This window comes from Micromonospora fiedleri (assembly GCF_016774385.1).
Lineage (GTDB): Bacteria > Actinomycetota > Actinomycetes > Mycobacteriales > Micromonosporaceae > Micromonospora > Micromonospora gifhornensis.
This window is the reverse complement of record NZ_JAETXL010000002.1, coordinates 770,642-795,304: the sequence shown is the minus strand read 5'-3', so window position 1 is coordinate 795,304 and position 24,663 is coordinate 770,642. Positions and strand designations below refer to the sequence as shown.

Below are 24,663 nucleotides of genomic sequence, written 5' to 3'. Positions count from 1 at the left end.
GCACACTAGTGGCCATGCCCGGCGTCCTTCCAGCAGGCGAACCCGTCCCGACCGACGGGTCGCTGCCCGCCTCCGCCCGAGCGAGCGTCGGTGACCAGGGCTTCGGCGTGTACGTGCACGTGCCCTTCTGCGCCAGTCGCTGCGGCTACTGCGACTTCAACACCTACACCGCCGAGGAGTTGGGTGGCGGCACCAGCCGGGACAGCTACGCCGACACCGTGCTGGCCGAGTTGGCGCTCGCCGCGCGGGTGCTGGGCGACCGTCCGCCCCGTCGGGTGGAGACCGTCTTCGTCGGCGGTGGGACCCCCACCCTGCTGCCCGCCGACGACCTGGCCCGCATCCTCGACGCCATCGACCGCACCTGGGGACTGGCCGCCGACGCCGAGGTGACCACCGAGGCCAACCCGGAGTCGGTCACCCCTGCCTCCCTCAAGGAGTTGCGGGCCGCCGGCTACACCCGGATCTCGCTGGGCATGCAGTCGGCCGCCCCCGGGGTGCTCGCCGTGCTCGACCGCCGACACAGCGCCGGCCGGGCCACGGCCGCCGCGCTGGAGGCCCGCGACGCCGGGTTCGACCACGTCAACCTGGATCTGATCTACGGGACGCCGGGGGAGCGGCCGGAGGACTTCGCCGCCTCGCTGGACCAGGTCGTGACGGCGGGCGTCGACCACGTCAGCGCGTACGCCCTGATCGTCGAGGACGGCACCCGGCTGGCCGCGCGGATGCGTCGCGGTGAGCTGCCGTACCCGGACGACGACGTCGCCGCGGACCGCTACCTGGCCGCCGAGGCCGCCCTCGACGCGGCCGGTTTCTCCTGGTACGAGGTGTCCAACTGGGCCCGTACGCCATCCGCCCGCTGTCGGCACAACCTGCTCTACTGGACCGGCGGCGACTGGTGGGGCCTCGGGCCGGGGGCGCACAGCCACGTCGGCGGGGTGCGCTGGTGGAACGTCAAACACCCCACGGCGTACGCCCAACGCCTGGCGGCCGGCCGGTCACCCGGCCTGGCCCGGGAGGTGCTGACCGCCGACGAGGCCCGGATGGAGGAGGTCATGCTCCGGCTGCGGCTGGCCGACGGCCTGCCGCTGGACGTCCTCGACGACGCCGGGCGCGCGGCTGCGGCGCGGGCGGTGGCCGACGGCCTGCTGGCCGCTCCCGCCCACGCGGCCGGCCGCGGGGTGCTGACCCTGCGCGGCCGGCTGCTCGCCGACGCCGTGGTGCGTGACCTGCTGCCCTAGCTGCCGATCAGCCCTTTATGAAGGAGTAGCTCATCGGGTACCGGTAGAGGACGCCTTCGTTGGCCTTGACCCCGCCGATGATGCCGAAGATCAACGGCACGAGCCAGACCAGCATCGGGACGAAGAACAGAATGCCGCAGGTGATCGCGGTGAGCACCCAGCTCAGCAGCCCGACGACCGCCCAGGTGAGCTGGAAGTTGAGGGCCGCGACGGCGTGCGCCCGGACGACCGGGGACTGCTGCCCGCGGGTCATGTTCGCGATCAGCGGCGCCACCCAGCCGAGCAGGCCACCACCGACGACCACGCCGAGCGGGCCGCCGAAGTGGGCGATCAGGGCCCACGTCTTGTCTTCGTTGGTGCCGTAGCCACCGCCGGGCGCGCCGTAGCCGCCGGTCGGGTAGCCGACACCGGGCGGCGGGTAACCGCCAGGCGGCGGATAACCACCCGGCGGTGGGTAGCCGGCCGACGGAGGCTGGTCACCGGGCGGCGGGTAGCCGCCGGGCGGGGGATATCCGCCCTGGCCAGACGATCCGGAAACGGGAGCCGTGGGATCGTCGCCGAAACTCGGGGGACGAGGTGGTTCAGTCATGGGGCTCACGGTAGGTGCCAGCGGCAATGGCGCACCATAGCGACACCGGCGAGTGTCAAGTCTCCGATCGGACTGCGGACAACTCCGTTTTCTTGATCATCGCGCTGCCGGGGGCCTCGACGTAGACTGGCACTCGCTACAGTCGAGTGCCAGGGCGTCCGCCGGAGGTGGGTGACGCTCGACACTGACCTGCGACAGGAGGTGGGAGATGGGTCTCGACGACCGCAAGCTCGCCGTACTGCGGGCGATTGTCGAGGACTACGTCGCCACCCAGGAGCCGGTCGGCAGCAAGGCCCTGGTCGAGCGGCACCAGCTCGGTGTCTCGCCGGCCACCGTCAGAAACGACATGGCCGTGCTGGAGGAAGAGGGCTACATCCGGCAGCCGCACACCAGCGCCGGTCGAGTGCCCACCGACCGCGGCTACCGGCTCTTCGTCGACCGGTTGAGCCGGGTCAAGCCGCTCAGCCCGGCCGAACGCCGGGCGATCGAGCGATTCCTGGCCGGCGCGGTCGACCTCGACGACGTGGTGCACCGCACCGTCCGGCTGCTGGCACAGCTGACCCGGCAGGTCGCCGTGGTGCAGTACCCCAGCCTGGCCCGGTCCCGCGTACGGCATCTGGAGCTGGTGCCGATCTCCACCACCCGGCTGATGCTTGTGGTGATAGCCGACACCGGGCGGGTCGAGCAGCGGCTGGTCGAGCTGCCCGCCCCGATCTACGCCGACGACGTGCTGGATCTGCGCCGGACGGTCAACGAGAAGCTGGTCGGCATCCAGTTGTCGGAGACCCCACCGCTGGTGCAGGCCCTCATCGACGAGTGCGTCCCGCACCTGCGTCCCGCCATGACCACCCTGTCCACTGTGTTGCTGGAGACACTTGTCGAGCGGCACGAGGAGCGGATCGCGCTGGCCGGCACCGCCAACCTCGCCCGCGGCGGTCTACTGGACTTCCAGGGTTCCCTACGGCCGATCCTCGAAGCCCTCGAGGAGGAGGTCGTGCTGCTCAAACTCATCGGCGAGGTGGAGCCGAGCACGCTACGGGTACGCATCGGTGACGAGAACGAGATCGACAACCTGCGGGCGGCCTCCGTGGTCAGCACCGGCTACGGCCCGGGCGCGACCATCGTCGGGGGGATGGGCGTGCTGGGGCCGACCCGGATGGACTACCCCGGGACCATCGCCACGGTGAGGGCCGTGGCACGCTACGTGGGCGAGCTGCTGGCCCAGAACTGATCAGTCAGGGCCGACGGTGGGCTGCCGCCGCCGACCGGCGTAACGCGAGACGAACACGAGGACACGGAACGCAGTGGCCAGGGACTACTACGGCATTCTCGGCGTCAGCCGGGGCGCCTCCGATGACGAGATCAAGCGCGCGTACCGCAAGCTCGCGCGGCAATTCCACCCGGACGTGAATCCGGATCCGGAGGCACAGGAGAAGTTCAAGGACATCAACGCCGCGTACGAGGTCCTCTCGGACGATCGGAAACGGCAGATCGTCGACCTCGGTGGCGACCCGTTGGCCCCGGGCGGTGGCGGTGCCGGTGGCCCGGGCGGGCCCGGCGGCGCCGGTCCGTTCGTCGGCTTCCAGGACATCATGGACGCCTTCTTCGGCGGGGCCACCGGTGCCGGCCGGGGACCGCGACCGCGTACCCGACCGGGTGCCGACGCGATCCTGCGGCTGGAACTGGACCTCCAGGAGACCGCCTTCGGGGTGGAGGCGCCGATCACCGTGGACACCGCGGTGCTCTGCACCACCTGCTCCGGTGCGGGTACCGCCGCCGGCACCCACCTGGCGACCTGCGAGGCGTGCGGTGGCCGGGGCGAGGTGCAGTCGGTGCAGCGCACCTTCCTCGGTCAGGTGGTCTCCGCCCGGCCGTGCACCGTCTGCCAGGGCTACGGCACCACCATCCCGCAACCCTGCCCGACCTGCGCCGGTGACGGCCGGGTCCGGACCCGCCGGTCGCTGACCGTCAAGATCCCGGCCGGGGTCGAGGACGGCATGCGGATTCGGCTGGCCCAGCAGGGCGAGGTCGGCCCGGGCGGTGGCACCGCCGGTGACCTCTACGTCGAGATCCACGAGCGCCCGCACGACGTCTTCTCCCGCAAGGGCGACGACCTGCACTGCCGGGTGACCGTGCCGATGACGGCCGCGGCGCTCGGCACCCGGCTGACCATCAAGACGCTCGACAGCGAGGAGCCGGTCGACGTCAAGGCGGGCACGCAACCCGGCAGCACGCTGCGGCTGCGGGCCCGGGGCGTACCCCATCTGCGGGGCACCGGTCGTGGTGACCTCTACGTCCACCTCGACGTGCGTACCCCGACGAAGCTCGACGCCGACCAGGAGCGGATGCTGCGCGACTTCGCCAAGACCCGCGGCGAGGAGGTCGCCGAGCTGACCAAGCAGGGCGGCTTCTTCTCCCGGATGCGCGACGCCTTCAACGGTCACGGCTGACCGGTCCGTCTCGTGTCCGCTCCGCTGTTCCTGGTCGAGTCGCTGCCCACCGCCGACACGATGGTGCTCGACGGCCCCGAGGGGCACCACGCCGCCACCGTGCAACGGCTACGGGTCGGCGAGGAACTGCTGCTCGGCGACGGCCGGGGCGGCACGGCCGCCGCCGTGGTCAGCGCCGTCGGCCGGGGCACCCTCGACATCGAGATCACCAGCCGGGGGTACGTCGACGCGGCGAATCCCCGGCTGGTGGTGGTGCAGGGCATCGCCAAGGGCGACCGGGGTGAACTGGCCGTACAGGCGATGACCGAAGCGGGCGTGGACGAGATCGTCCCCTGGGCGGCCGGCCGGTCGGTCGCGCAGTGGCGAGGGGACCGGGGCGTACGGGCCCGGGACAAGTGGGTGGCCACGGCCCGCGAGGCGGCGAAACAGGCCCGCCGGGCGTGGCTGCCCGTGGTGGCGGGCGCACCGGACGAGCCCACCGCATCGGTGGCCCGACGCATCTCCGGCGCCGCCGCCGGCTACGTCCTGCACGAGGAGGCGACCGACCGGCTCACCACCGTCGAGTTGCCCGACCAGGGCGAGATCGTGCTGGTGGTCGGCCCCGAGGGCGGCATCACCCCGGCCGAACTGGCAACCTTCCAGCAGGCCGGCGCACACCCGGTCCGTCTCGGACCCTCGGTGCTGCGTACCTCCACCGCCGGCGTGGCCGCCCTGGCCGTCCTCGCCACCCGCCTCCTGCGCTGGTAGTGCCATCCGCCGGGTCTCCCGGCTTCCTGGCCGCTCGACTGCCCGGGATCTTTTGCGACCGCCCTGCCCCCGTCGCCAGCCGCCCCGTCCCCTGCCGCCCGCTGCTGGCCGCGTGGCCTCTATGGCTCCTTCCGCGTCACCCGAAGGTCTCTGCCTGGCGCCCTTTGCTCTGCTTCAGCGGACGCAATGGTTTTCGCCGCTGGCTGTTGCGTTGGTTGAAGCAGAGCAAAGGGCACCGGAAGGGCACTGGAAGCCGCACCATCGCCATCACCGGGAAGTCGTCGGAGACCGACTGATCGGTGCGGGATGGCGATGGGCTTCGGTGGTCTGCATGCCGGGGACGGTCGTAGCCGTCCACCAGCCTGGTGGTCTTCTGCGTCAGGTGCGCAGGTAGGAGGCGCCGTTGAGGTCGATGATGGTGCCGGAGGCCCATTCCGCCTCGGGGCTGGCCAGCCAGTGCACGGCGGCGGCGATCTCCTCGGGGCGGGCCACCCGGTCGAACGGGCTCTGTGCCCGGATGGCGTCGCCGCGCGGGGCCTTCAGGTGCTCGTTGGTCATGTCCGTCTCGACGAAGCCGGGCGCGACCGTGGCCACCGCGATGCCGTACGGCGCCAGGGCCACCGCCAACGACTGGGCCATCGCGTTGAGACCGGCCTTGCTCGCGCCGTACGCCGGATTGGTCGGCTCGCCGCGGAACGCGCCGCGCGAGGAGACGTTGACGATTCGCCCACCTCGCGTGCGCATGTGCTGAGCGGCGCACCAGGCGGCGTTGGCCGCCCCGAACAGGTTGGTGTCGCAGACCTCGCGCCAGCGTTGCCGCCACTGCTCGTAGCCGCTGCCGAAGACGGGATGCGGGGGATCGGCCGGCCCGAACACGCCGGCGTTGTTGACGAGCACGTCGAGGCCGTCGAGGCGGTCGGCGGCCTCGTCGACCATCGCCCGTACCGCGTCGGGGTCCGCGAGGTCGGCGCGGACCACCACGTGGCCGTTGCCCGGGAGTTCGGCCCGCAACTGCTCGGCCAGGTCGGCCGAGTCGCGGTGGTGGATCGCCACCCGGTCGCCGGAGGCGGCGAACGCCTGCACCACCGCCCGCCCGATGCCACGTGAACCGCCCGTGACCAGCACTGCCCGTCCTGCCATGGGCGACATCCTGCCGTACCGCGCGGCGGCCTCGACGAGGGGCTGCTCCACCTGAGGCGTCGAGCACGCGCTCTTCCTTAGACTGCCCGGGTGAGTACTGACTGTCTGTTCTGCCGGATCGTCGCCGGGGAGATCCCGGCCACCGTGGTCCGCGAGACCCCCACCACGCTCGCCTTCCGGGACATCGACCCGAAGGCGCCGGTGCACGTGCTGGTCATCCCCAAGGAGCACTACGCCGACGTGGCCACCCTCGGCCAGGGTGACCCGGCGCTGGCCGGTGAGGTGCTCGCCTCGGCCGCCGCGGTGGCCGAGGACGAGGGGCTGCTCGGCGACGGTTTCCGGCTGATGTTCAACACCGGCCCGTACGGTGGCCAGGAGGTCTTCCACGTGCACGCGCACGTGCTGGGTGGTGCGCCGCTCGGACCGATGCTGGCCCGGAGCATGGCGTGAGTTCGGCCGCCGGCCGTACCGCAGCCGCCCAGCACCTCGAACGGCTGGTGCGGCAGGTCCAGGCGCAGGCTCGGGTGCCGGCGGTCTCGGCCGCCGTGCACCGGGCCGACCGGGCGCTGTGGACGTGCACGGTCGGCGGCACCGGCAACGACACCGCGCTGGACGAACATACCCGGTTCCGGATCGGGTCGGTGACCAAGACCTTCACCGCCGTACTGGTCATGCAGTGTCGCGACGACGGGCTGCTCGACCTCGACGATCGGTTGGACCGGCACCTCGACCTGCCGGCGCACGGCGAGCTGACCGTACGCCGGTTGCTGTCGCACACCGCGGGCCTGCAACGCGAGCCGTACGGCGACGTCTGGGACACGCTTCAGGCGCCCGACGCCGACCGGCTCGTCGCCGAGCTGGACCGGGCCGAGCGGGTGTTGCCGCCCGGCCGCCGGTTCCACTACTCCAACCTCGGCATGGCGCTGCTCGGCCGGCTGGTCGGGCAGGTACGCGCAAGCACCTGGGCCGAGGTGCTGACCGAGCGGGTGCTGACTCCGCTCGGACTGACCAGCACCACGGTTTCGCCCGGCCCCCGGGCGGCCACCGGTTACCTGGTCGACGCGTACTCCGACGAGGCGCATCCGGAGCCACCGACCGACTTCGGCGCCGTCGGTCCGGCCGCCCAGCTCTGGAGCACGGCCACCGACATGGCGCGCTGGGCGGCCTTCCTGGCCGACCCGGCGGCGATGGACGCGACCGGCCGGGTGCTCAGCCCGACCACCTGTGCGGAGATGCGCTGGCCGGTCACGGTCACCGACGAGGCGCTCTGGAACGCCGGTTTCGGCCTCGGCCTGATCCTGGTGCCGCAGGGCGACCGGGTGGTGCACGTCGGGCACGACGGTGCCATGCCCGGATTCCTGGCCGGGGCGTACGGCCGTCGGGGCGGCGAGGGCACACCGGCCGCCTTCGGGGCTGCCGTGCTGGGCTCCTCGGGCACCTCGGCGGAGCTGCTGGAGCTGCCGCACCGGCTGCTCGCCGCCGCCGCCGAGCACGACCCGGCCGAGATCACCCCGTGGCGACCCGGCGACCCGGCCCCCGCCCATCTGCGTGGGCTGCTCGGCCGCTGGTGGGGCGAGGGTTTCCAGTACGTGTTCAGTTGGCGGGACGAGACCCTGCAGGCCCGGGGCGCGGACGATCCGCCGGGCAAGCCGCCGGCGGTCTTCGCGCCGCTGCCGGACCGGCCGGACGTGTTCCGTACGGTCTCCGGGCGGGAGGTCGGCGAGTTGCTCCGACTGACCCGCGACGGCGACGGGGTGGTGGTCCGGATGCACTGGGCGACCTACCGGTTCACCCGGCACCAGGAGGCCTTCGACGGGTACGACTTCCGGGCCTGACCGCCCGGACCGCTGCGCCTTTTGTGCCGGTTCGTCCGCTCGTGTACGCCTGTGTCGTACCGGCGGAATTGGGCAGCGTGTCCGCGCGGGCGACCCGATACGATGGAGGTAACGTCAGCACGCCGTGGCGCCAGGCCCGGCACCGAGATCGAGAGCAGGTGGCGCAGGGCCTCGCGGCCCGACCTATGACCGGCACCCCACCTCCCGGCCCACCCCGGGTGCAGACCAGGATCACCGTCCCCGACTCGAAGATCATGGTGAACCTGCTCGGCGCGGGTGACGAGATCCTGCGACTGGTCGAGCGCTCGGTGAACAGCGACGTGCACGTGCGAGGAAACGAGATCACCCTCACCGGCGCGCCCGCCGACAACGCCCTCGCCGAGCGGATCTTCAGTGAACTGCTCGAACTCATCGAGAAAGGCGAGACCCTGACCACTGATGCTGTCCGGCGTACCGTCGGCATGCTGGAGCAGGGTGGCACGGAACGGCCCGCCGAGGTGCTCACCCTCAACATCCTGTCCCGGCGCGGGCGCACCATCCGGCCCAAGACCCTGGGGCAGAAGCGCTACGTCGACGCGATCGACGCGCACACCATCGTCTTCGGCATCGGCCCGGCCGGTACCGGCAAGACCTACCTCGCCATGGCCAAGGCGGTCCAGGCGTTGCAGGCCAAGCAGATCAACCGGATCATCCTGACCCGGCCCGCCGTCGAGGCGGGGGAGCGGCTGGGCTTCCTGCCCGGCACCCTCAACGAGAAGATCGACCCGTACCTGCGCCCGCTCTACGACGCGCTGCACGACATGCTCGACCCGGAGACGATCCCGAAGCTGATGGCGGCGGGCACGATCGAGGTCGCCCCGCTGGCGTACATGAGGGGCCGGGCCCAGCCGTACGATTCGCGGGTTCTCACCCCTGAAGGGTTCAAGCGGTTCGGTTCGCTTCAGGTCGGTGACCTGGTCATCGGCTCGAACGGCAGGCCGACCCCGGTGATCGGCATCTACCCGCAGGGGCCTAAGCAGGTCTACCGGGTCACCACCGGAGACGGAGCCTCCACCCTGTGCTGCGGCGAACACCTCTGGACGGTCGCTACCGCTGAGGACAAGCGACGCGGACGTCGGCGCACGCTCGAGACGCAGGAGATGATCGGCCAGGAGTGGCGGGGCCACACCCGCCGGTACGAGCTGCCGGTCGTGGCGCCCGTGCAGATGGAGCCGCAGGACGTCCCGCTCGACCCGTACGCGCTCGGTCTGCTGCTCGGCGACGGTGCCATCTCGTCGCGAGCGACGCCCGGATTCAGCACCGCGGATCCGGAACTCGCCCACGCTCTCGAAGCGGCGCTCGCCGGCATCGAACTCGTCCGCAAGAGCGAGTACGACTACGTGCTGCGGCACGTCGACGGGCACCGGGGCGGGGTGATCGTTGCGAACCCGGTGACGGTCGCGCTCCGTGAGCTGGGCCTGGCCGGGACCAAGTCGGGCACCAAGTTCGTTCCCGAGGTCTACCAGCGCAACAGCCTCGACGTCCGGTTGGCCGTCCTGCAGGGGTTGCTGGACAGCGACGGCGGGCCGGTCGTGCAGGCCGGACGCACCTGCCGGGTGCAGTACGCGACGACCTCGGCTCGACTGCGCGACGACGTCATCTACCTGGTCCAGTCGCTGGGTGGGGTCGCGACCTGGCGCGGTCGCGCGGCCGAGGGCCGCACGCCCGGTTGGGCGAAGGGCCGCCCGGTCCATTACCGGTCTGACGCGTACGTCGTGGAGATCCGCCTACCCGAGGAGATTCCGCCGTTCCGGCTGGCCCGCAAGCGCCAGCGGTACTCCGAGTACGGCGGCGGGCGGCCGATGCGGTTCATCGACTCGATCATCCCGGCCGGGGTGCAGGAGACGATGTGCATCCAGGTGGCGGCGGAGGACTCGCTCTATGTCACCGACCACTTCCTGGTCACGCACAACACCCTGAATGACGCGTTCATCATTCTCGACGAGGCGCAGAACACCACGCCCGAGCAGATGAAGATGTTCCTCACCCGGCTCGGCTTCGGCTCGAAGATCGTGGTGACCGGTGACGTCACCCAGGTCGACCTGCCCGGCGGGACGACCAGCGGCCTGCGGGTCGTCCGGGAGATCCTGGCCGGCGTCGAGGACGTGCACTTCGCGCAGCTGTCCAGCGCCGACGTGGTACGCCACCGACTGGTGGGTGAGATCGTCGACGCGTACGCCCGCTGGGACGCCGAGCGGGAGAACCAGCAGGCGCAGGCCGTGCACGCGGTGCCGGGGCGCAACGCCCAGGGCAACCGCGCCGGTCGGCGCCGCTAGACCGAGGGAAGACAGTTGTCCATCGAGATCGCCAACGAGTCGGGTGTCGCCGTCGACACCGACGCCGTGCTGGCCGTCGCCCGGCACGCACTCGACGAGATGGGGGTCAACCCCCTCGCCGAGCTGTCCGTGCTGCTGGTCGACGTCGGCTACATGACCGAGCTGAACCATCGCTGGATGGGCGGCGACGGCCCGACCGACGTGCTCGCCTTCCCCATGGACGAGGGCAGCATCGACCACGGGCCGGGTGAGAACGCGGCCGTCGGCGGCGAGCCGGCCCTGCTCGGTGACATCGTGCTCTGCCCGGAGGTGGCGGCGAAGCAGGCCGCCACCGCGGGCCACAGCGCCGACGACGAGCTGCACCTGCTCACCGTGCACGGCGTCCTGCACCTGCTCGGCTACGACCACGCGGAGCCGGAGGAGGAGCGGGAGATGTTCGGGCTCCAGGCCCGGTTGTTGTCGAGCTGGCGGTCGACCCGCACCCGGTGATGGATACCTCGCTGGCCGCGTCCGCCACCGGCCTTCCCGACCTGCAACTGCTCGCCTTCGCCGCCGGGCTGGTGGTGCTCGGCGGTCTCATCGCGATGACCGAAGCCGCCCTGGCCGCGGTCTCGCCGGCTCGGGCCGCCGAGCTGGCCCGGGAGGGTGCGCGGGGCGCGCCCACCCTCCAACTGGTCGCCGGTGACGTGGTCCGCCACCTCAACCTGCTGCTCCTGCTGCGGCTGCTCGCCGAGCTGACCGCCACCACGCTGGTGGCCCTGGTCGCGGTGGACACCTTCGGTGCGGGTTGGCGGGCCGCGCTGGTCACCGCCGGGGCGATGACCGTGGTCAGCTTCGTCGTGGTGGGTGTGGGTCCGCGCACCATCGGGCGGCAGCACGCGTACGCGGTGGCCCGGTTCGCCGCGCCGCTGGTGCGCTGGCTCGGCCGGGCGCTCAACCCCCTCGCATCGCTGCTGATCCTGATCGGCAACGCGGTCACGCCGGGTCGCGGGTTCCGCGAGGGACCCTTCGCCACCCAGGTCGAGCTGCGGGAACTGGTCGACCTCGCCGAGCAGCGGGGCGTCGTCGAACACGGCGAACGGCAGATGATCCATTCCGTCTTCGCGCTCGGTGACACCATCGCCCGCGAGGTCATGGTGCCGCGTACCGAGATGGTGTGGATCGAGTCGACCAAGACGCTGGCGCAGGCGTTGGCGCTGTTCCTGCGGTCCGGCTTCTCCCGCATCCCGGTGATCGGCGAGAGCGTCGACGACGTGCTCGGTGTGCTCTACCTCAAGGACCTCATCCGGCGTACCCAGGGTGGTGCCGCCGAGGACCGCCAGCTGCCGGTGGCCGAGCTGATGCGCCCGGCCACCTTCGTGCCGGACTCCAAGCCCGTCGACGACCTGCTGTCGGAGATGCAGGCCGCCCGCAACCACCTGGTGATCGTCGTCGACGAGTACGGCGGCACCGGCGGGCTGGTCACCATCGAGGACATCCTGGAGGAGATCGTCGGCGAGATCACCGACGAGTACGACGTCGAGCGTCCGCCGATCGAGCAGCTGCCCGACGGCGCGGTGCGGGTCACCGCCCGACTGCCGGTCGAGGATCTCGGCGAGCTGTTCGACACCGAGCTGCCGCACGACGAGGTGGAGACCGTCGGCGGCCTGCTCGCCCAGTGCCTCGGCCGGGTGCCGATCCCCGGAGCGGAGGTCGAGGTGGCCGGGCTGCAACTGCTCGCCGAGGGCACCACCGGCCGACGCAACCGGATCGACACGGTGCTGGTGCGCCGGGTCGAGCCGACCGACACCCAGGACAACCCGGGCGGTGGGCCGACCGCCTCCCGGGGCGACACCGATCGATCAGAGGAGAGGCAACCCGCCGATGCCTGAGTCACCTGCCGTACCAGCCGCCGTACCCGCCGGCTCCGAGCTCAGCGCCGAGGACGGCAAGCTGGTCATCCTGGCCCGGGGAGCCCGGGGTCGGGTGGGCGCCGTGGAGGGTGCCGCGGTACGCGACCAGGACGGTCGGACGTACGCGGCGGCCAGCGTGTCGCTGCCCTCGTTGACGATCACCGCGTTGCAGTTGGCGGTCGCCTCGGCGGCGGCGGCCGGCGCCACCCGGTTGGAGGCCGCCGCCGTGGTCACCGAGGCCTCCACTCTCGACGGTGCGGGGTACGCGGCCGTCCGCGACCTGGCCGCCGATGCGCCGGTGCACGTGGCCGCGCCGGACGGCACGGTGCTCGGCACGGTGACCGAGTGAGCGCCGCGCCGACGCCGCGCGCCTACCGGGCGGGCTTCGCCTGTTTCGTCGGTCGACCCAACGCCGGCAAGTCGACGCTGACCAACGCGATCGTCGGGCAGAAGATCGCGATCACCTCGAACAAGCCGCAGACCACCCGGCACATCATCCGGGCGGTGCTGCACCGGCCGGACTCGCAGCTCGTGCTGGTGGACACGCCGGGTCTGCACCGGCCGCGCACCCTGCTCGGCGAGCGGCTCAACGACCTGGTCCGGCAGACCTGGAGCGAGGTCGACGTGATCGGCCTCTGTATCCCCGCCGACGAGCCGATCGGCCGTGGCGACCGGTTCATCACCGGCGAGCTGGCCGAGTTGAAGGCCACCGTGCTGGCGGTGGTCACCAAGACCGACCTGGTGGACAAGAAGCGGCTGGCCGAGCAGTTGCTGGCCGTCAGCGAGCTGGGCGAGTTCGCCGAGGTGGTGCCGGTCAGCGCGGTCGCCGGGCACCAGGTGGACACGCTCGTCGAGGTGATGACGCGGTATCTGCCCGAGTCTCCGCAGCTCTATCCCGACGACATGCTCACCGACGACCCGGAGCAGGTGCTGGTCGCGGAGCTGGTCCGGGAGGCCGCCCTGGAGGGTGTCCGGGACGAGCTGCCGCACTCCATCGCGGTGGTGGTCGAGGAGATGATCCCCGAGGGGCAGCTGACGAAGATCTACGCCGATCTGTACGTCGAGCGGCCCAGCCAGAAGGCGATCGTCATCGGGCACCGGGGCAGTCGGCTCAAGGCGGTGGGCACCGCCGCGCGGCGGCAGATCGAGGAGCTGCTGGGCACCCGGGTCTATCTCGACCTGCATGTGCGGGTGGCCAAGGACTGGCAACGCGACCCCAAGCAGCTGCGCAAACTCGGCTTCTGACAGCGCCGGTAATCCGGACTTCTCGCGCTGCATCTGACTGATCGGTACCGGTCAGGCATATGGGAAGGTTCACTATCTGGTCGGGCCTCTGGGCGTTTCCACCGCCCACCCCGGAGGGTAGAGAGACGTACCTATGCCCCCGGATACAGATGCAGGCTGATGCGAAATCGATACCTGGACCTGCTGCGCTTCCTGGCCATCGTTCGAGTCGTCGTCTACCACGTCACCGGTTGGGCGTCGCTGACCCTGCTGTTCCCGGCGATGTCGGTGATGTTCGCGCTGGCCGGGTCGTTGATGGCGACCTCGCTGCTCAGGTCCGGTCCCACCGCGGTCGGCCGTCGGCTGCGCCGGCTGCTGCCGTCGCTGTGGGTGCTGGCCGCGATCTTCGTACCGGCGATGCTGCTGACCGGGTTGCCGCTGACACCGAAGGTGCTGCTCTGGCTCTTCCCGGTCGCCGATCCACCGGCGAACTACTGGGGCGCGTTGGCGCTGAGCCCGATCTGGTACCTGCGGGACTACCTGTGGTTCGTGCTCGCCTCACCGGTCGCGCTCTGGCTGTTCCGGCATTATCCACTGCCCACCCTGCTCGCCCCGTACTGCCTGCTGCTGGCGATCGAGTTGGGCATCTACCCGAACGCCCCCGGCGTGCTGCGGGAGTTCGGGCTCTACTTCGGTGCCTGGCTGCTCGGCTTCGCCCACCAGGCGGGAATGCTGCGCCGCCTGGCGAACCGGGTGCTGGTGCCGACCGTGCTCGCCCTCGCGGCGACCGGTGGTGCCTGGTTGCTGGCCCATCCGGGGCCGCGCGGCTACGACCTGAACGACAACCCGCTCGGCAACGCCCTCTGGTCGGCCGCGTTCATCCTGGTGGCGCTGGGACGGGCCCCGGCGAGTGCGGACTGGGTCGACCGCAACCCGGTGTTCGGTCGCGCAGTGACCGTGCTGAACCGCCGGGCGTTGACCGTCTACCTGTGGCACATGGCGTTCGTGGTGGCGCTCACCCCGCTGGTGGACGTGGTCGGCTGGTCGCATCAGGACCTGCTGGGCCTGGCGATCCGGGTGATGCTGGTCTTCCTGCTGGTGGGGGTGGTGACCGCACTTGTCGGCTGGGTCGAGGACGTCGCGGCGGGGCGCCCGCCCGAGTTGATCCCCGGCGGACGCCGCCACGCCGTGCCCGCCGCCCACCGGCACGCGGAGTCGCGCCGCGGTGTCGCGCCCGATCGGGCCGCCGTGCCCGGCGAGATGGCGGTACCGGGTCAGCGTGACCGGGCGGCCGAGCCCCGGGAAGACGCGGTGTCGGGTCGGCGGGGCCGGGACGTCACCGGGTCATGACGGAGATGTCGCCGCTGCCCGTCCGCACGTCGAGCACCAGGGCGGCGGCCGGGTCGTTCGGCACGCTCACGTCGACCGAACCGGAACCGGCCTCCGACCGGATCTGGTAGCTGCCGGCGGGTACCCGCAGCTCGACGCTGCCGCTCGACGCGTGCGCGCGGGCCGAGGCGGGTGCGTCCAACTCGACAGTCACGTTGCCCGACGAGGCCTCTGCGTCCACCTCGCCGCGCAGTCGAGTGGCGGTGATGTCGCCGGAGCCGGTCCGCAGCACCACGGTGGAGGTCAGGTCGTACACCTCGATCTCGCCGGAGCCGCTCTCCACCCGGACCGGACCGGCGGCGCCGACCACCCGGACGTCGCCGGAACCGACCGTCACCTCGACCTGTCCCACCCAGCTCAGGTCGATGTTGCCCGAACCGGTCTCGCCCTCGACCCGGACCCCCTCGCCCGCGACCACCTCGTAGGAGACGCTGCACCGGCGGCCGCACGAGGTGTCGAGCACCAGTTCGCTGCCCTTGATCTCGTACGTGATCCCCGGCTCGTCGCCCTGGTAGCGCACCACCCGCTTGATGCGGATCCGGTCCGGTTCGCCGTCGGCGCGGATCACCACGTCACCGGCGCCCGGCAGCAGGCGGATGGTGCTGATCCGGGCCTCCTCGGTGGTGTCGAAGTCGAGCCGACGGAAGGAGAGGTTGTTGCAGCCGGCCAGGACGGTCAGGGCGAGCGCCGCGGCGATCACCGTGCCGACCCGACGGACCGGGGTACGCCGAGCTTGACGAGCAGGTCGAGGGGGAATGGTCCGGTGTGCAGCCATGCCGAGCACGCTAACGCCGGTGCTGGTGGGGGCACATCCGGGTCAGCGGCCCCCGATACCCGGAGCGGACCCTGAAATCCGACCCGGGGTGCCGACGGGTGTCCGGCCGCGAGGGACAATGACGCGATGGCCGGATACCGCCGACAGCTCTACCGCGACGACGCGGTGGTGCTGCGCGTACAGAAGCTCGGCGAGTCCGACCGGATCGTCACCCTGCTCACCCGGCGGCACGGCCGGCTGCGGGCGGTCGCCCGAGGCGTACGCCGGACGACCTCCAAGTTCGGTGCCCGGTTGGAGCCGTTCGGCCATGTCGACCTGCAACTCGCCGGTGACCCCAAGGGGGAGTTGGGCAGTTCGCTGCACACCGTCAGCCAGGTCGAGGGGATCGACCTGTACGGCAAGCGGTTCCTCGGTGACTATCCCCGCTACACGGCGGCCAGCGCGATCGCCGAGACCGCCGAGCGGCTCACCCCCGTCGAGCGGGAGCCGTCGTTGCGGCTGTTCCAGCTCACCCTGGGTGCGCTGCGGGCCCTCGCCCAGGGTGAACACGCCATCACCCTGGTGCTCGACGCCTACCTGCTGCGGGGCATGGCTCTGGCCGGCTGGGCGCCGGCGTTGACCGCCTGCGCCGTCTGCGGCACCCCCGGCCGGCACCGAGCCTTCTCAGTGCCCGCCGGCGGCGCGGTCTGCCCGGACTGCCGTCCCCCCGGTGCCGCCCATCCCGCCCCGGCCACCATCGACCTGATGTCCGCGCTGGTGGGCGGAGACTGGCGGGTCGCCAACGCCACCGACACCGGGGTACGCCGGGAGTGCAGCGGGCTCGTCGCGGCGCACCTGCAGTGGCATCTGGAGCGCACGCTACGCTCGCTGCCGCTGGTCGACCGGGGTGGCCCGGCGACCGCTACGGTCCCAGAGCGTGAACAGGGGAGAACCGAGTGATCCGATCCATCAGGGCCGGCCGGCGCGAGCCGGTGCCGCCGACCCCGCACCCGTCGGGTGCCCGGCCGCCGGCGCTGCCGCCGGGGGCGGTGCCCCAGCACGTCGCCGTGGTGATGGACGGCAACGGCCGCTGGGCCAAGGAGCGTGGGCTGCCCCGCACCAAGGGACACGAGGCGGGGGAGTTCTCCCTCTTCGACACCGTCGAGGGGGCCATCGAGATGGGCATCCCCTACCTGTCGGCGTACGCCTTCTCCACCGAGAACTGGCGGCGCTCGCCGGACGAGGTCCGGTTCCTGATGGGCTTCAACCGCGACGTCATCCGTCGACGCCGGGACCAGTTGATCGACCTCGGGGTGCGGGTGGTCTGGTCGGGGCGGGCCGGGCGGCTGTGGAAGAGCGTGATCAGCGAGTTGCAGACCGCCGAGGAGATGTCGCGGGGCAACTCGACGCTGACCCTTCAGTTCTGCGTCAACTACGGCGGGCAGGCGGAGATCGCCGACGCCGCCGCCGCGATCGCCCGGGACGCGGCCGCCGGGAAGCTCGACCCGGCGAAGGTGACCGAGAAGACCGTCGCGCGTTACCTCTACCACCCCGAGGTGCCCGAGGTGGACCTGTTCCTGCGGCCCTCCGGTGAGCAGCGCACCTCGAACTTCATGCTCTGGCAGAGCGCGTACGCCGAACTGGTCTTCCTGGACACGCTCTGGCCGGACTTCGACCGCCGCCACCTGTGGTACGCCTGCGAGCTGTACGCCCAGCGGGACCGCCGCTTCGGCGGCGCGCTACCCAACCCGGTGGCACCGACCACCTGAACGCATAGTGTCCGCCCGGATTGGGTACCACCGCTGGCAGCAGCCACTGACGGAGGTGAAACCACATGATCCGCAAGCGCGTTGCCCAGTGGGCGGTGATGGCCGTGGCGGTTCCGTTGGCGGCAGCGGGTGCTCGCCGGCTCAGTCACACGCTGGAGTCGCGGCGCGGCCCCTCCGGGGCCAGCCGCATGCTCACCCGGGGAGCCGACCTGCTGCGCCCCCAGAAGGCCCGGCGTCGCCGCTTCTTCTGACCCCGTAACCTGACGCGCCCTGTCCCGGTGTCCCGGGGCAGGGCGCGTCAGCGTCAGCTCAGGCGTCGACCTCGGCGCGGTCCGGGGTGGCCCACAGGGTGTGGAAGGAACCGTCGCGGTCGACCCGACGGTAGGTGTGTGCGCCGAAATTGTCCCGCAGGCCCTGGATCAGGGCGGCGGGCAGCCGCTCGGCGCGCAGCGCGTCGAAGTAGGCCAGGGACGAGGCGAAGGCGGGAGTCGGGACGCCGGCCTGCGCCGCCTCGGCCACCACCCGCCGCCAGCTGGGCACGCCGTCGCGCACGGTGTCGGCGAACCACGGCGCCACCAGCAGGGTGGGCAGCTCCGGCTGCTCGTCGTACGCCTGCTTGATCCGGTCCAGGAAGCGGGCCCGGATGATGCAGCCGCCCCGCCAGATGCGCGCCGTGCCGCCCAGGTCGATGTTCCAGTCGTACTCGGCGCTGCCGGCACGGATCTGGTCGAAGCCCTGGGCGTACGCCACGATCTTCGAGGCCAGCAGGGCCCGGCGGACGTCCTCGATGAACGCCTCGCGGTCGGTGACCTGCCACTTCTCCCCGGAGTCGGGGAAGGCCCGGAGGGCGGCCTCACGCTGCCCGACGTGCCCGGACAGCGACCGGGCGAAGGTCGCCTCGGCGATGCCGGTGATCGGGATGCCCAGGTCGAGGGCGATCTGGACGGTCCACCGACCGGTGCCCTTCTGCTCGGCCCGGTCCTGCACGACGTCCACGAACGCCTCGCCGGTGGCGGCGTCGGTGTGCGCCAGCACGTCGGCGGTGATCTCGATCAGGAACGACTCCAGCTCGCCGGTGTTCCACTCCCGGAAGATCTCCGCGAGTTCCGACGGCGTCGCGCCCAGCCCGGCCCGCAGCAGGTCGTACGCCTCGGCGATGAGCTGCATGTCGGCGTACTCGATGCCGTTGTGGACCATCTTGACGAAGTGCCCGGCGCCGTCCGGCCCCACGTGCTGGCAGCACGGCTCACCGTCGACCTGCGCGGCGATCTTCTCGAAGATCGGGCCGAGCTTGCGGTACGACTCGACCGAGCCACCCGGCATGATGCTCGGCCCCCACAGCGCGCCCTCCTCGCCACCGGAGACACCGGTGCCGACGAAGTGCAGGCCGTGGGCCCGCAGCGCCTCCTCCCGCCGACGGGTGTCGGCGAAGTGCGCGTTGCCGCAGTCGATGATGATGTCGCCCTCTTCGAGCAGCGGCACCAACTCGTCGATCACCGCGTCGGTGGGGCCGCCCGCCTTGACCATGATGATCACTGCGCGGGGGTGCTCCAGCGCGGCGACGAAGTCCGCAAGGGACTCCGTCGGGACGAAGGTGCCCTCGTCGCCGTGCTCGGCCACCAGCGACCGGGTCCGCTCCGGCGAGCGGTTGTGCAACGCCACGGTGAACCCGTTGCGGGCCAGGTTGCGGGCCAGATTTCGACCCATCACCGCCAGCCCGGTCACACCGATCTGCGCCGTAGCCCGATCCGCCATCCTCGTCGCCACCTTCCGCGTCTGTCAGTAGTGCTGCGACGGTAGCGCGCTTCGATGCCCGCCCGCGTCATCCCCCACCCCTGGTCACCATGTGGTCGCCCCCCGCACCCCACCCCACCCTCACACCCTCTCGCCCAGGCCCTCTCACCCCGCGCGCCCAGGCCCTCTGGCGTCGTCGATCATGCACTTTCGGTCGCCGTTACGCGCAGATTATCCCCTTTGGGGGGACGACAACTGCATGATCGACGGGGAGCCCAGGGGCGAGAGTCCAGGGAGGGGTGCCCAGGGGAGGGTGCGGGGTCAGGGGGTGAGGGGGGTGAAGGTGCCGAGGGTGATGCTGATGGTGAGGGCGGCGGCGGCCAGGGCGGGGGCGCAGATGAGCAGCAGCCAGTCGGCGGTGCCGAAGGGCTGGTGGCGGGCGAAGGTGCGCGGGACGGCGGAGTCGAAGCCCCGGGCGTCCATGGCGACGGCGAGTCGGGTGCCCCGGCGGATCGCTCCGACCAGCAGGGTGAACGCGGTCGAGACGAACAGCCGCAGCTTGGCCACCGGGTTGCGACCGGCCTCCACGCCCCGCGCCCGGCGGGCCATGGCGATCATCTGCCACTCCTGGCTGAGCAGCGGCAACAACCGGAACGCGGCCAACGCGCCGATAGCGAACCGGGCCGGTGCCTTCGCGTTCTGCACCAGCGCGTCGGCCAGATCGGTCGGATCGGTGGTGGCGAAGACGATCACGCCGGGCAGCGCGACCGCGAACAGGCGCAGCACCAGGCCGAGGGCGGTGAGCAGCACCGACGAGGTGACCATGATCGGCCCGGCGTCGAGCAGCACCCGTCCTGACCGGTCGGCGGCGAACAGGACCAGGGTGACCAGTACGCCACCGGCGGCGAGCAGCAACGGCCAGGCCCGACGGAACAGCACCCGGTACCGCAGGCCGAACAACGGCAGTACCGCCATCTCCACTGCCAGGGCGATCGCCGGAGCGACCGGATCCAGCGTCGCCAGCAGCGGGAAGGCGAACAGCAGCGCCGCCGCCAGCTTGGCCACCGGATTGCGGCGGGCCAGCGGGGCGTCCGGCCGCGCGACCGGTTCGAGGTCGATCATCGTTGCCCCGCCGTCGCCGGCCCGGCATCGTCTGTCGGTGACGTCCGCATCCCACCCTCGCTCCCCGCCGGCCGTCCACGATCAACAGGGCGGCCGTCACCCGGCTCGCGGGTGGGCAGGTCGGGGCGCTCGCCCGGGTCGTCGCCGCGGCGCGGTACGGGCCGCAGGGTCAGGGTGCGGTCGGCCAGCGCGGCCACGAAGTCGGTGTCGTGGGTGACAGTCACCAGGCCGTGGCCGGCGTCGCGCAGTTCCGCGAAGAGGTCCACCAGCTCCCGCCAGGTCCGCCGGTCCTGCCCGAAGGTGGGCTCGTCGCAGATCAACAGCCGGGGCGCGGTGGCCAGGGCGGTCGCGACGCTCAGCCGCCGCGCCTCCCCACCGGAGAGGGTGTACGGGTTCGCCCCGGCCAACTTGTCCAGCCGCAGCCGTTGCAGCAGGTCGTCGACGCGCTGGCGGACCACCGCGTCGGTGGCGCCCGTCCGGCGCGGACCCAACGCCAGTTCGTCGAAGACCGTGCTGGTGACGAACTGGTGCTCCGGATCCTGGAACACCGAGCCGATCCGGCGCGCCAGCGCGGGCGCACGCCACCGGTGCGGTGCCGTGCGGGCGTCGGCCCCGGCCAGTTCCGTGCTGCCCGACAGTCGTCCGGTGCCGGGCTTGAGCAGCCCGCCGAGCAGCAACGCGAGGGTGGACTTGCCGGCGCCGTTGGGACCGAGCACGGCGAGCGCCTCACCGGCGCGTACGGTCAGGTTGGTGGGGGCCAGCCGGGGTGGCTGGCCGAGCCGGTCGGCGGTGAGCAGCACCTCGCCGGCGGGGGCGGTGGCCGGGCGTGGCGGGAACTGCCGGCCCGGCACCCAGACGCCGTCGGCGGCGAGGGCGTCGCCGTGCGCGGCGAAGACGGCTTCCGGCGTACCGTCGGCGCGCACGCCGCCACCGGCTTCGAGCACGACCACCCGGTCCACCAGGGGCAGGGCGTCGGCGATGCGGTGCTCGACCAGGATCAGTGTGGTGTCGCCGTCGACTGCGCGGGTGATCGCGGCGCGGACCAGGTCGGCACCGGCCGGGTCGAGGTTGGCGGTGGGCTCGTCGAGCAGCAGCAGGTCGGGGCGCAGCGCGAGCGCACCGGCCAGGGCGAGTCGCTGCTGTTCGCCGCCGGAGAGCGCCGCGGTGCGACGGTCCCGGTGGTACGGGAACCCGACCCGGTGCAACGCCTCGTCGACGCGGGGCCAGATCTGTGCCGCCGGTACGCCCCGGTTCTCCAGCCCGAACGCCACGTCGTCGCCGCTGCGGGCCATGACCAGTTGGGACTGCGGATCCTGAAAGACGATGCCGACCCGCTCACGGACCTCGGCCGGCGGGCGACCGTCGATCTCGATGGTGCCCTCCTGCTCACCGGAGTCCTCCGGCAACAGCCCCGCCAGCGCGGCCAGCACCGTGCTCTTGCCCGCCCCGGAAGGCCCGAGCAGCAACACCCGTTCCCCCCGCCGCACCCACAGATCCACCCCGCGCACGGCCCAGGCCCGCCGCCCCGCATGCCGCCACCCGAACCCCCGCAGCCGCACCCCACCCACCCCGTACCTCCCTCCTCCCGTACACCCACCAACCACCCACCCACCGCGCGTTGATCAAGAAGTTTGCGTCTGAGAGATGCAGGTCGACAGACGCAAACTTCTTGATCAACAGGGGCAGGGGGGTCAGACGAGGGTTTGGGTGCGGCCGGAGGGGAAGCGGGACAGGGCGCCGGTGCGGGCGAGGGAGTTGGTGAGGGCGTACGCGCCTGCGCCGGCGATCGCGGCGGCGCTGAGGATGGTGAACAGGGCGTACGGGATCCGGTAGCTGACCAACTCGTACGCGTTGTTCCAGACGAAGAAGTCGAACAGCGCGGCACCGAGGCCGGTCATCGCGCCGGCGAGCAGTGCGGTCGGCAGCCGGAACGAGCGGTAGCGGAAGGCGGCGAAGGCCAGTTCCGCGCCGAGGCCCTGGATCAGGCCCTGGACGATGGTGACGCCGCCCCACTCCGAGCCCAGCAGCGCGGAGACCGTCGCCGCGACCGCCTCGCAGAACAGCGCGGCACCCGGCTTGCGGATCACCAGGCCGCCGAGCACCGCGGGGATCAGCCAGACGCCGTACATGATGGCCTGGCTGGCCGGGAAGAAGGCGAAGGCCGGGTCGACGGCCCGCCAGAGCAGGCCCCAGGCCCAGAAGATCACACCGAAGGCGACGGCGATCACCGCAGCCACGACGATGTCGATGGTGCGCCATCGGTTGCTGGTCGGTCGAATCATGATTGCTCCCAGTCCAGTGTTCGAACCAGGTAAGACGCACGCCGCGCCCGACGGCACCGGGCCGTGGCGGGCTGGAGGTGGACCGAACTCCCTGCGCTGGCATTACCCAGATCAGGTACGGAGGGTCTGCGGGTGAACCCGCACTCTCAGCGCTGTGCGCTCCCCTGTCGGAGGTGAAGTTGTCTCGCCGACGCTAACACCTTTAAAGATCAACAGGCAATGTGATCTACGCAGGTCACGCCCGGTGCGGCCCGAGCCGCCCGTACGCCCGCCCGCCGCACCCACCCGTTTCCGTGACATTCATCGACGTTGTCGGTTCCGGACGGTAATCTCAGCCCGCCGAATGTCCCGGGTGAAGAGACGACAGGGTGAGCACAGACACGGATCACGCCGTACCGGCCGACGAACCGCAGGGCCGTCCGAGCGGCGTCACCACCGAGGTGCCGGCGACCCACCCGGACGGCTCCACACCACCCCGACGCTGGCTCGGCGACCGGATCGGCTCGGTCGAGGTGCTGGCCGGGCTGCTGATCCTGCTGATCATCTTTCGGGATCCGCTGGCCGGGGCGCTTGACGATCCGCGCCTGCAGACCTGGACCACGGTGTTCGTCTCGATCATGGTGCAGGCGGTGCCGTTCCTGGTCTTCGGGGTGCTGCTCTCGGCCGTGATCGCGGTCTTCGTACCCCGGTCGTTCTGGGCCAGGGCGCTGCCCCGGCACCCGGCCCTGGCGGTGCCGGCGGCCAGCGCGGCCGGCGTGGTGCTGCCCGGCTGCGAGTGCGGATCCGTGCCGATCGCCGGCTCGCTGATCCGTCGCGGGGTCACCCCGGCCGCCGCCCTGGCCTTCCTGCTCGCCGCACCCGCGGTCAACCCGATCGTGCTGACCGCCACCGCGGTCGCCTTCCCCGACAACCCCGAGATGGTCCTCGCCCGGGGCCTGGCCAGCCTCGTGGTGGCCATGGTGATGGGTTGGCTCTGGCTGCGCCTCGGGCGCACCGAGTGGATCAGGATGCCGCGCCGACCCGAGTTGGACGACCCCCGGCGCGGGCGGGCCTTCTGGGCCGCCGTCCGGCACGACGTCACCCACGCCGGTGGCTTCCTGGTGCTCGGCGCGATGGCCGCCGCCAGCATCAACGTCCTGGTGCCGGAACGCTTGTTGCAGACCCTCGCCGACAACGCCTGGCTGTCCATCCTGGCGCTGGCGGCACTCGCCGTGCTGCTCTCGCTCTGCTCCGAGGCGGACGCCTTCGTGGCCGCCTCGCTGTCGCAGTTCTCCCTCACGTCCCGACTGGTGTTCCTGGTGGTGGGGCCGATGGTCGACCTCAAGCTGATCTCGATGCAGGCCGGTGTCTTCGGCCGCCGGTTCGCGTTCCGGTTCGCGCCGACCACGTTCGCGGTGGCCCTGCTGATCGCCGTCGGTGTCGGGGCGGTGCTGCTGTGAACCGGCAGGCGCAGGCGGTGGTCCTGCTGCTGCTCGGCGGCGCGGTGCTGCGGGCCAGCCTCTCCGACCTCTACCTGCGCTACGTCAAGGAAGGGCTACGACCGTTCCTGATCCCCGCCGGCCTGTTGCTGGTGGTCGCCGCGATCATGACCCTCTGGTACGAGCTACGCCCGGTCCTCACCCGCGCCGACGAACCCGCCGACGACCACGACGACCACACCCACCACGAACCGCGCGTCGGCTGGCTGCTCATCCTGCCCGTGCTCGGCCTGCTGCTGGTCGCCCCGCCGGCCCTCGGCTCGTACGCGGCCAGCCAGTCCGGCACCGCGCTGAACGCCCCACGACAGTCGGACTACCCGCCGCTGCCCGACGCCGACCCCGCGCCGGTCAGCGTCCTCGACTACGCGGCCCGGGCGCTGTTCGACCGAGGTGCCTCGATCGGCGACCGACGCGTGCTGCTGACCGGCTTCCTCGCCACCGGCGAGGACGGCCGCCCCATCCTGGCCCGCATGGTGCTGTCCTGCTGCGCGGCCGACGGGCGGCCGGTCAAGCTCGGCCTCACCGGCGACGTGCCGACCGGTCTGCCCGACGACACCTGGGTCGAGGTGATCGGTCGGTACAGCGACCGGATCGGTCGTGACCCGATCAACGACGCCGAGATCCCCTACCTGCAGGTCGAGTCCTGGCGGCCGATACCCACCCCCAAGCAGCAGTACGACTGACCGTCCACCTCGGTAGGCTGCG

At 71.7% G+C, this 24,663-nt stretch carries 24 protein-coding genes, 2 pseudogenes and 1 riboswitch; of the genes and pseudogenes, 19 read left to right on the top strand and 7 right to left on the bottom strand.

Features of this window, described 5'->3' with window-relative positions:
• Positions 1 to 14 precede the first annotated feature (14 nt).
• Entirely contained in the window at positions 15 to 1,238 is a 1,224-nt protein-coding gene (gene hemW, locus JMF97_RS07605; protein WP_203220827.1) for a radical SAM family heme chaperone HemW, read from the top strand.
• Between the two features lie 7 nt (positions 1,239 to 1,245).
• Here the strand turns inward: hemW and JMF97_RS31745 are convergent, their stop codons facing one another.
• Positions 1,246 to 1,827 (bottom strand): DUF4870 domain-containing protein, encoded by a 582-nt coding sequence (locus JMF97_RS31745; protein ID WP_203220826.1) that lies wholly within the window; start codon positions 1,825 to 1,827, stop codon positions 1,246 to 1,248.
• A gap of 208 nt (positions 1,828 to 2,035) precedes the next feature.
• On the opposite strand from JMF97_RS31745, the gene hrcA reads away from it, so the two are divergent.
• From hrcA to JMF97_RS07585, 3 genes are all read left to right on the top strand, one after another.
• Positions 2,036 to 3,058, top strand: a complete 1,023-nt coding sequence (gene hrcA, locus JMF97_RS07595) for a heat-inducible transcriptional repressor HrcA (RefSeq protein ID WP_203220825.1) — start codon at positions 2,036 to 2,038, stop codon at positions 3,056 to 3,058.
• Positions 3,059 to 3,131: 73 nt separating this feature from the next.
• The gene (gene dnaJ / locus JMF97_RS07590; protein WP_203220824.1) at positions 3,132 to 4,277 is read left to right on the top strand and encodes a molecular chaperone DnaJ; all 1,146 of its coding nucleotides are present in this window, start codon (positions 3,132 to 3,134) and stop codon (positions 4,275 to 4,277) included.
• 12 nt (positions 4,278 to 4,289) lie between these two features.
• A complete protein-coding gene (locus JMF97_RS07585; protein WP_013735393.1) occupies positions 4,290 to 5,024 on the top strand; it encodes a 16S rRNA (uracil(1498)-N(3))-methyltransferase in 735 nt (244 codons plus the stop codon).
• A gap of 378 nt (positions 5,025 to 5,402) precedes the next feature.
• Here JMF97_RS07585 and JMF97_RS07580 read toward each other — a convergent pair whose 3' ends face one another.
• Positions 5,403 to 6,164 (bottom strand): SDR family NAD(P)-dependent oxidoreductase, encoded by a 762-nt coding sequence (locus JMF97_RS07580; RefSeq protein ID WP_203220823.1) that lies wholly within the window; start codon positions 6,162 to 6,164, stop codon positions 5,403 to 5,405.
• Between the two features lie 90 nt (positions 6,165 to 6,254).
• Here JMF97_RS07580 and JMF97_RS07575 point away from each other — a divergent pair, with 90 nt between their 5' ends.
• The 10 genes and pseudogenes from JMF97_RS07575 to JMF97_RS07540 all read left to right on the top strand — a co-directional run bounded on the left by JMF97_RS07575 (position 6,255) and on the right by JMF97_RS07540 (position 14,780).
• Complete coding sequence (locus JMF97_RS07575) at positions 6,255 to 6,614, top strand: histidine triad nucleotide-binding protein (protein ID WP_203220822.1); 360 nt, start codon at positions 6,255 to 6,257, stop codon at positions 6,612 to 6,614.
• The gene (locus JMF97_RS07570) at positions 6,611 to 7,999 is read left to right on the top strand and encodes a serine hydrolase domain-containing protein (RefSeq protein ID WP_203220821.1); all 1,389 of its coding nucleotides are present in this window, start codon (positions 6,611 to 6,613) and stop codon (positions 7,997 to 7,999) included. The genes JMF97_RS07575 and JMF97_RS07570 overlap by 4 nt, the downstream gene beginning before the upstream one ends.
• Positions 8,000 to 8,184: 185 nt before the next feature.
• Positions 8,185 to 8,931: pseudogene (locus JMF97_RS31130) on the top strand (PhoH family protein); the annotation flags it as partial.
• Between the two features lie 207 nt (positions 8,932 to 9,138).
• Positions 9,139 to 9,696: pseudogene (locus JMF97_RS31940) on the top strand (LAGLIDADG family homing endonuclease); the annotation flags it as partial.
• Between the two features lie 144 nt (positions 9,697 to 9,840).
• On the top strand, positions 9,841 to 10,314 hold the full coding sequence (locus JMF97_RS31120; protein ID WP_307816814.1) for a PhoH family protein: 474 nt from the start codon (positions 9,841 to 9,843) through the stop codon (positions 10,312 to 10,314).
• 15 nt (positions 10,315 to 10,329) lie between these two features.
• The gene (gene ybeY, locus JMF97_RS07560) at positions 10,330 to 10,803 is read left to right on the top strand and encodes an rRNA maturation RNase YbeY (protein ID WP_013735388.1); all 474 of its coding nucleotides are present in this window, start codon (positions 10,330 to 10,332) and stop codon (positions 10,801 to 10,803) included.
• Entirely contained in the window at positions 10,779 to 12,185 is a 1,407-nt protein-coding gene (locus JMF97_RS07555) for a hemolysin family protein (RefSeq protein ID WP_193386335.1), read from the top strand. The genes ybeY and JMF97_RS07555 overlap by 25 nt, the downstream gene beginning before the upstream one ends.
• Positions 12,178 to 12,555 (top strand): cytidine deaminase-like protein, encoded by a 378-nt coding sequence (locus JMF97_RS07550; RefSeq protein WP_102659185.1) that lies wholly within the window; start codon positions 12,178 to 12,180, stop codon positions 12,553 to 12,555. Before JMF97_RS07555 ends, JMF97_RS07550 begins: the two co-directional genes overlap by 8 nt.
• Positions 12,552 to 13,451 (top strand): GTPase Era, encoded by a 900-nt coding sequence (era, locus tag JMF97_RS07545; protein ID WP_013735385.1) that lies wholly within the window; start codon positions 12,552 to 12,554, stop codon positions 13,449 to 13,451. Before JMF97_RS07550 ends, era begins: the two co-directional genes overlap by 4 nt.
• Positions 13,452 to 13,610: 159 nt before the next feature.
• On the top strand, positions 13,611 to 14,780 hold the full coding sequence (locus JMF97_RS07540; protein WP_203220820.1) for an acyltransferase family protein: 1,170 nt from the start codon (positions 13,611 to 13,613) through the stop codon (positions 14,778 to 14,780).
• Here JMF97_RS07540 and JMF97_RS07535 read toward each other — a convergent pair.
• Entirely contained in the window at positions 14,767 to 15,594 is an 828-nt protein-coding gene (locus tag JMF97_RS07535; RefSeq protein ID WP_238358809.1) for a DUF4097 family beta strand repeat-containing protein, read from the bottom strand. The genes JMF97_RS07540 and JMF97_RS07535 overlap by 14 nt on opposite strands.
• 126 nt (positions 15,595 to 15,720) lie before the next feature.
• Between JMF97_RS07535 and recO the strand changes: the two genes are divergently transcribed.
• From recO to JMF97_RS07520, 3 genes are all read left to right on the top strand, one after another.
• Positions 15,721 to 16,533: a DNA repair protein RecO gene (recO, locus tag JMF97_RS07530; RefSeq protein WP_203220819.1), complete on the top strand. Its 813-nt coding sequence runs from the start codon at positions 15,721 to 15,723 to the stop codon at positions 16,531 to 16,533.
• 32 nt (positions 16,534 to 16,565) lie between these two features.
• Complete coding sequence (locus JMF97_RS07525) at positions 16,566 to 17,342, top strand: isoprenyl transferase (protein WP_203220925.1); 777 nt, start codon at positions 16,566 to 16,568, stop codon at positions 17,340 to 17,342.
• A gap of 65 nt (positions 17,343 to 17,407) precedes the next feature.
• Positions 17,408 to 17,593, top strand: a complete 186-nt coding sequence (locus JMF97_RS07520) for a hypothetical protein (protein WP_013735380.1) — start codon at positions 17,408 to 17,410, stop codon at positions 17,591 to 17,593.
• 58 nt (positions 17,594 to 17,651) lie between these two features.
• Here JMF97_RS07520 and gnd read toward each other — a convergent pair whose 3' ends face one another.
• The 4 genes from gnd to JMF97_RS07500 all read right to left on the bottom strand — a co-directional run bounded on the left by gnd (position 17,652) and on the right by JMF97_RS07500 (position 22,480).
• Positions 17,652 to 19,097, bottom strand: coding sequence for an NADP-dependent phosphogluconate dehydrogenase (gene gnd, locus JMF97_RS07515; protein WP_203220818.1), 1,446 nt, complete (start codon positions 19,095 to 19,097; stop codon positions 17,652 to 17,654).
• Between the two features lie 300 nt (positions 19,098 to 19,397).
• Entirely contained in the window at positions 19,398 to 20,198 is an 801-nt protein-coding gene (locus JMF97_RS07510; RefSeq protein ID WP_203220817.1) for an energy-coupling factor transporter transmembrane component T family protein, read from the bottom strand.
• A complete protein-coding gene (locus tag JMF97_RS07505) occupies positions 20,195 to 21,766 on the bottom strand; it encodes an ABC transporter ATP-binding protein (protein WP_203220816.1) in 1,572 nt (523 codons plus the stop codon). Before JMF97_RS07505 ends, JMF97_RS07510 begins: the two co-directional genes overlap by 4 nt.
• 123 nt (positions 21,767 to 21,889) lie before the next feature.
• Positions 21,890 to 22,480, bottom strand: coding sequence for an ECF transporter S component (locus JMF97_RS07500; RefSeq protein ID WP_203220815.1), 591 nt, complete (start codon positions 22,478 to 22,480; stop codon positions 21,890 to 21,892).
• A gap of 70 nt (positions 22,481 to 22,550) precedes the next feature.
• A riboswitch (TPP riboswitch) is annotated at positions 22,551 to 22,656 on the bottom strand.
• A gap of 264 nt (positions 22,657 to 22,920) precedes the next feature.
• Here JMF97_RS07500 and JMF97_RS07495 point away from each other — a divergent pair.
• Together JMF97_RS07495 and JMF97_RS07490 are read left to right on the top strand one after the other, a co-directional pair.
• Entirely contained in the window at positions 22,921 to 23,919 is a 999-nt protein-coding gene (locus JMF97_RS07495) for a permease (RefSeq protein WP_307816813.1), read from the top strand.
• A complete protein-coding gene (locus tag JMF97_RS07490; RefSeq protein ID WP_203220814.1) occupies positions 23,916 to 24,641 on the top strand; it encodes a TIGR03943 family putative permease subunit in 726 nt (241 codons plus the stop codon). The genes JMF97_RS07495 and JMF97_RS07490 overlap by 4 nt, the downstream gene beginning before the upstream one ends.
• The last annotated feature ends 22 nt before the right edge of the window (positions 24,642 to 24,663 follow it).

Excerpts from the sequence above, each read along its gene's own strand:
- hemW (WP_203220827.1), top strand. The coding sequence starts at position 15 with ATGCCCGGCGTCCTTCCAGCAGGCGAACCCGTCCCGACCGACGGGTCG.
- JMF97_RS31745 (WP_203220826.1), bottom strand. The coding sequence starts at position 1,827 with ATGACTGAACCACCTCGTCCCCCGAGTTTCGGCGACGATCCCACGGCT.
- hrcA (WP_203220825.1), top strand. The coding sequence starts at position 2,036 with ATGGGTCTCGACGACCGCAAGCTCGCCGTACTGCGGGCGATTGTCGAG.
- JMF97_RS07580 (WP_203220823.1), bottom strand. The coding sequence starts at position 6,164 with ATGGCAGGACGGGCAGTGCTGGTCACGGGCGGTTCACGTGGCATCGGG.
- JMF97_RS31120 (WP_307816814.1), top strand. The coding sequence starts at position 9,841 with ATGCGGTTCATCGACTCGATCATCCCGGCCGGGGTGCAGGAGACGATG.
- JMF97_RS07550 (WP_102659185.1), top strand. The coding sequence starts at position 12,178 with ATGCCTGAGTCACCTGCCGTACCAGCCGCCGTACCCGCCGGCTCCGAG.
- JMF97_RS07540 (WP_203220820.1), top strand. The coding sequence starts at position 13,611 with ATGCGAAATCGATACCTGGACCTGCTGCGCTTCCTGGCCATCGTTCGA.
- JMF97_RS07535 (WP_238358809.1), bottom strand. The coding sequence starts at position 15,594 with ATGGCTGCACACCGGACCATTCCCCCTCGACCTGCTCGTCAAGCTCGG.
- recO (WP_203220819.1), top strand. The coding sequence starts at position 15,721 with ATGGCCGGATACCGCCGACAGCTCTACCGCGACGACGCGGTGGTGCTG.
- JMF97_RS07520 (WP_013735380.1), top strand. The coding sequence starts at position 17,408 with ATGATCCGCAAGCGCGTTGCCCAGTGGGCGGTGATGGCCGTGGCGGTT.
- gnd (WP_203220818.1), bottom strand. The coding sequence starts at position 19,097 with ATGGCGGATCGGGCTACGGCGCAGATCGGTGTGACCGGGCTGGCGGTG.
- JMF97_RS07510 (WP_203220817.1), bottom strand. The coding sequence starts at position 20,198 with ATGATCGACCTCGAACCGGTCGCGCGGCCGGACGCCCCGCTGGCCCGC.
- JMF97_RS07500 (WP_203220815.1), bottom strand. The coding sequence starts at position 22,480 with ATGATTCGACCGACCAGCAACCGATGGCGCACCATCGACATCGTCGTG.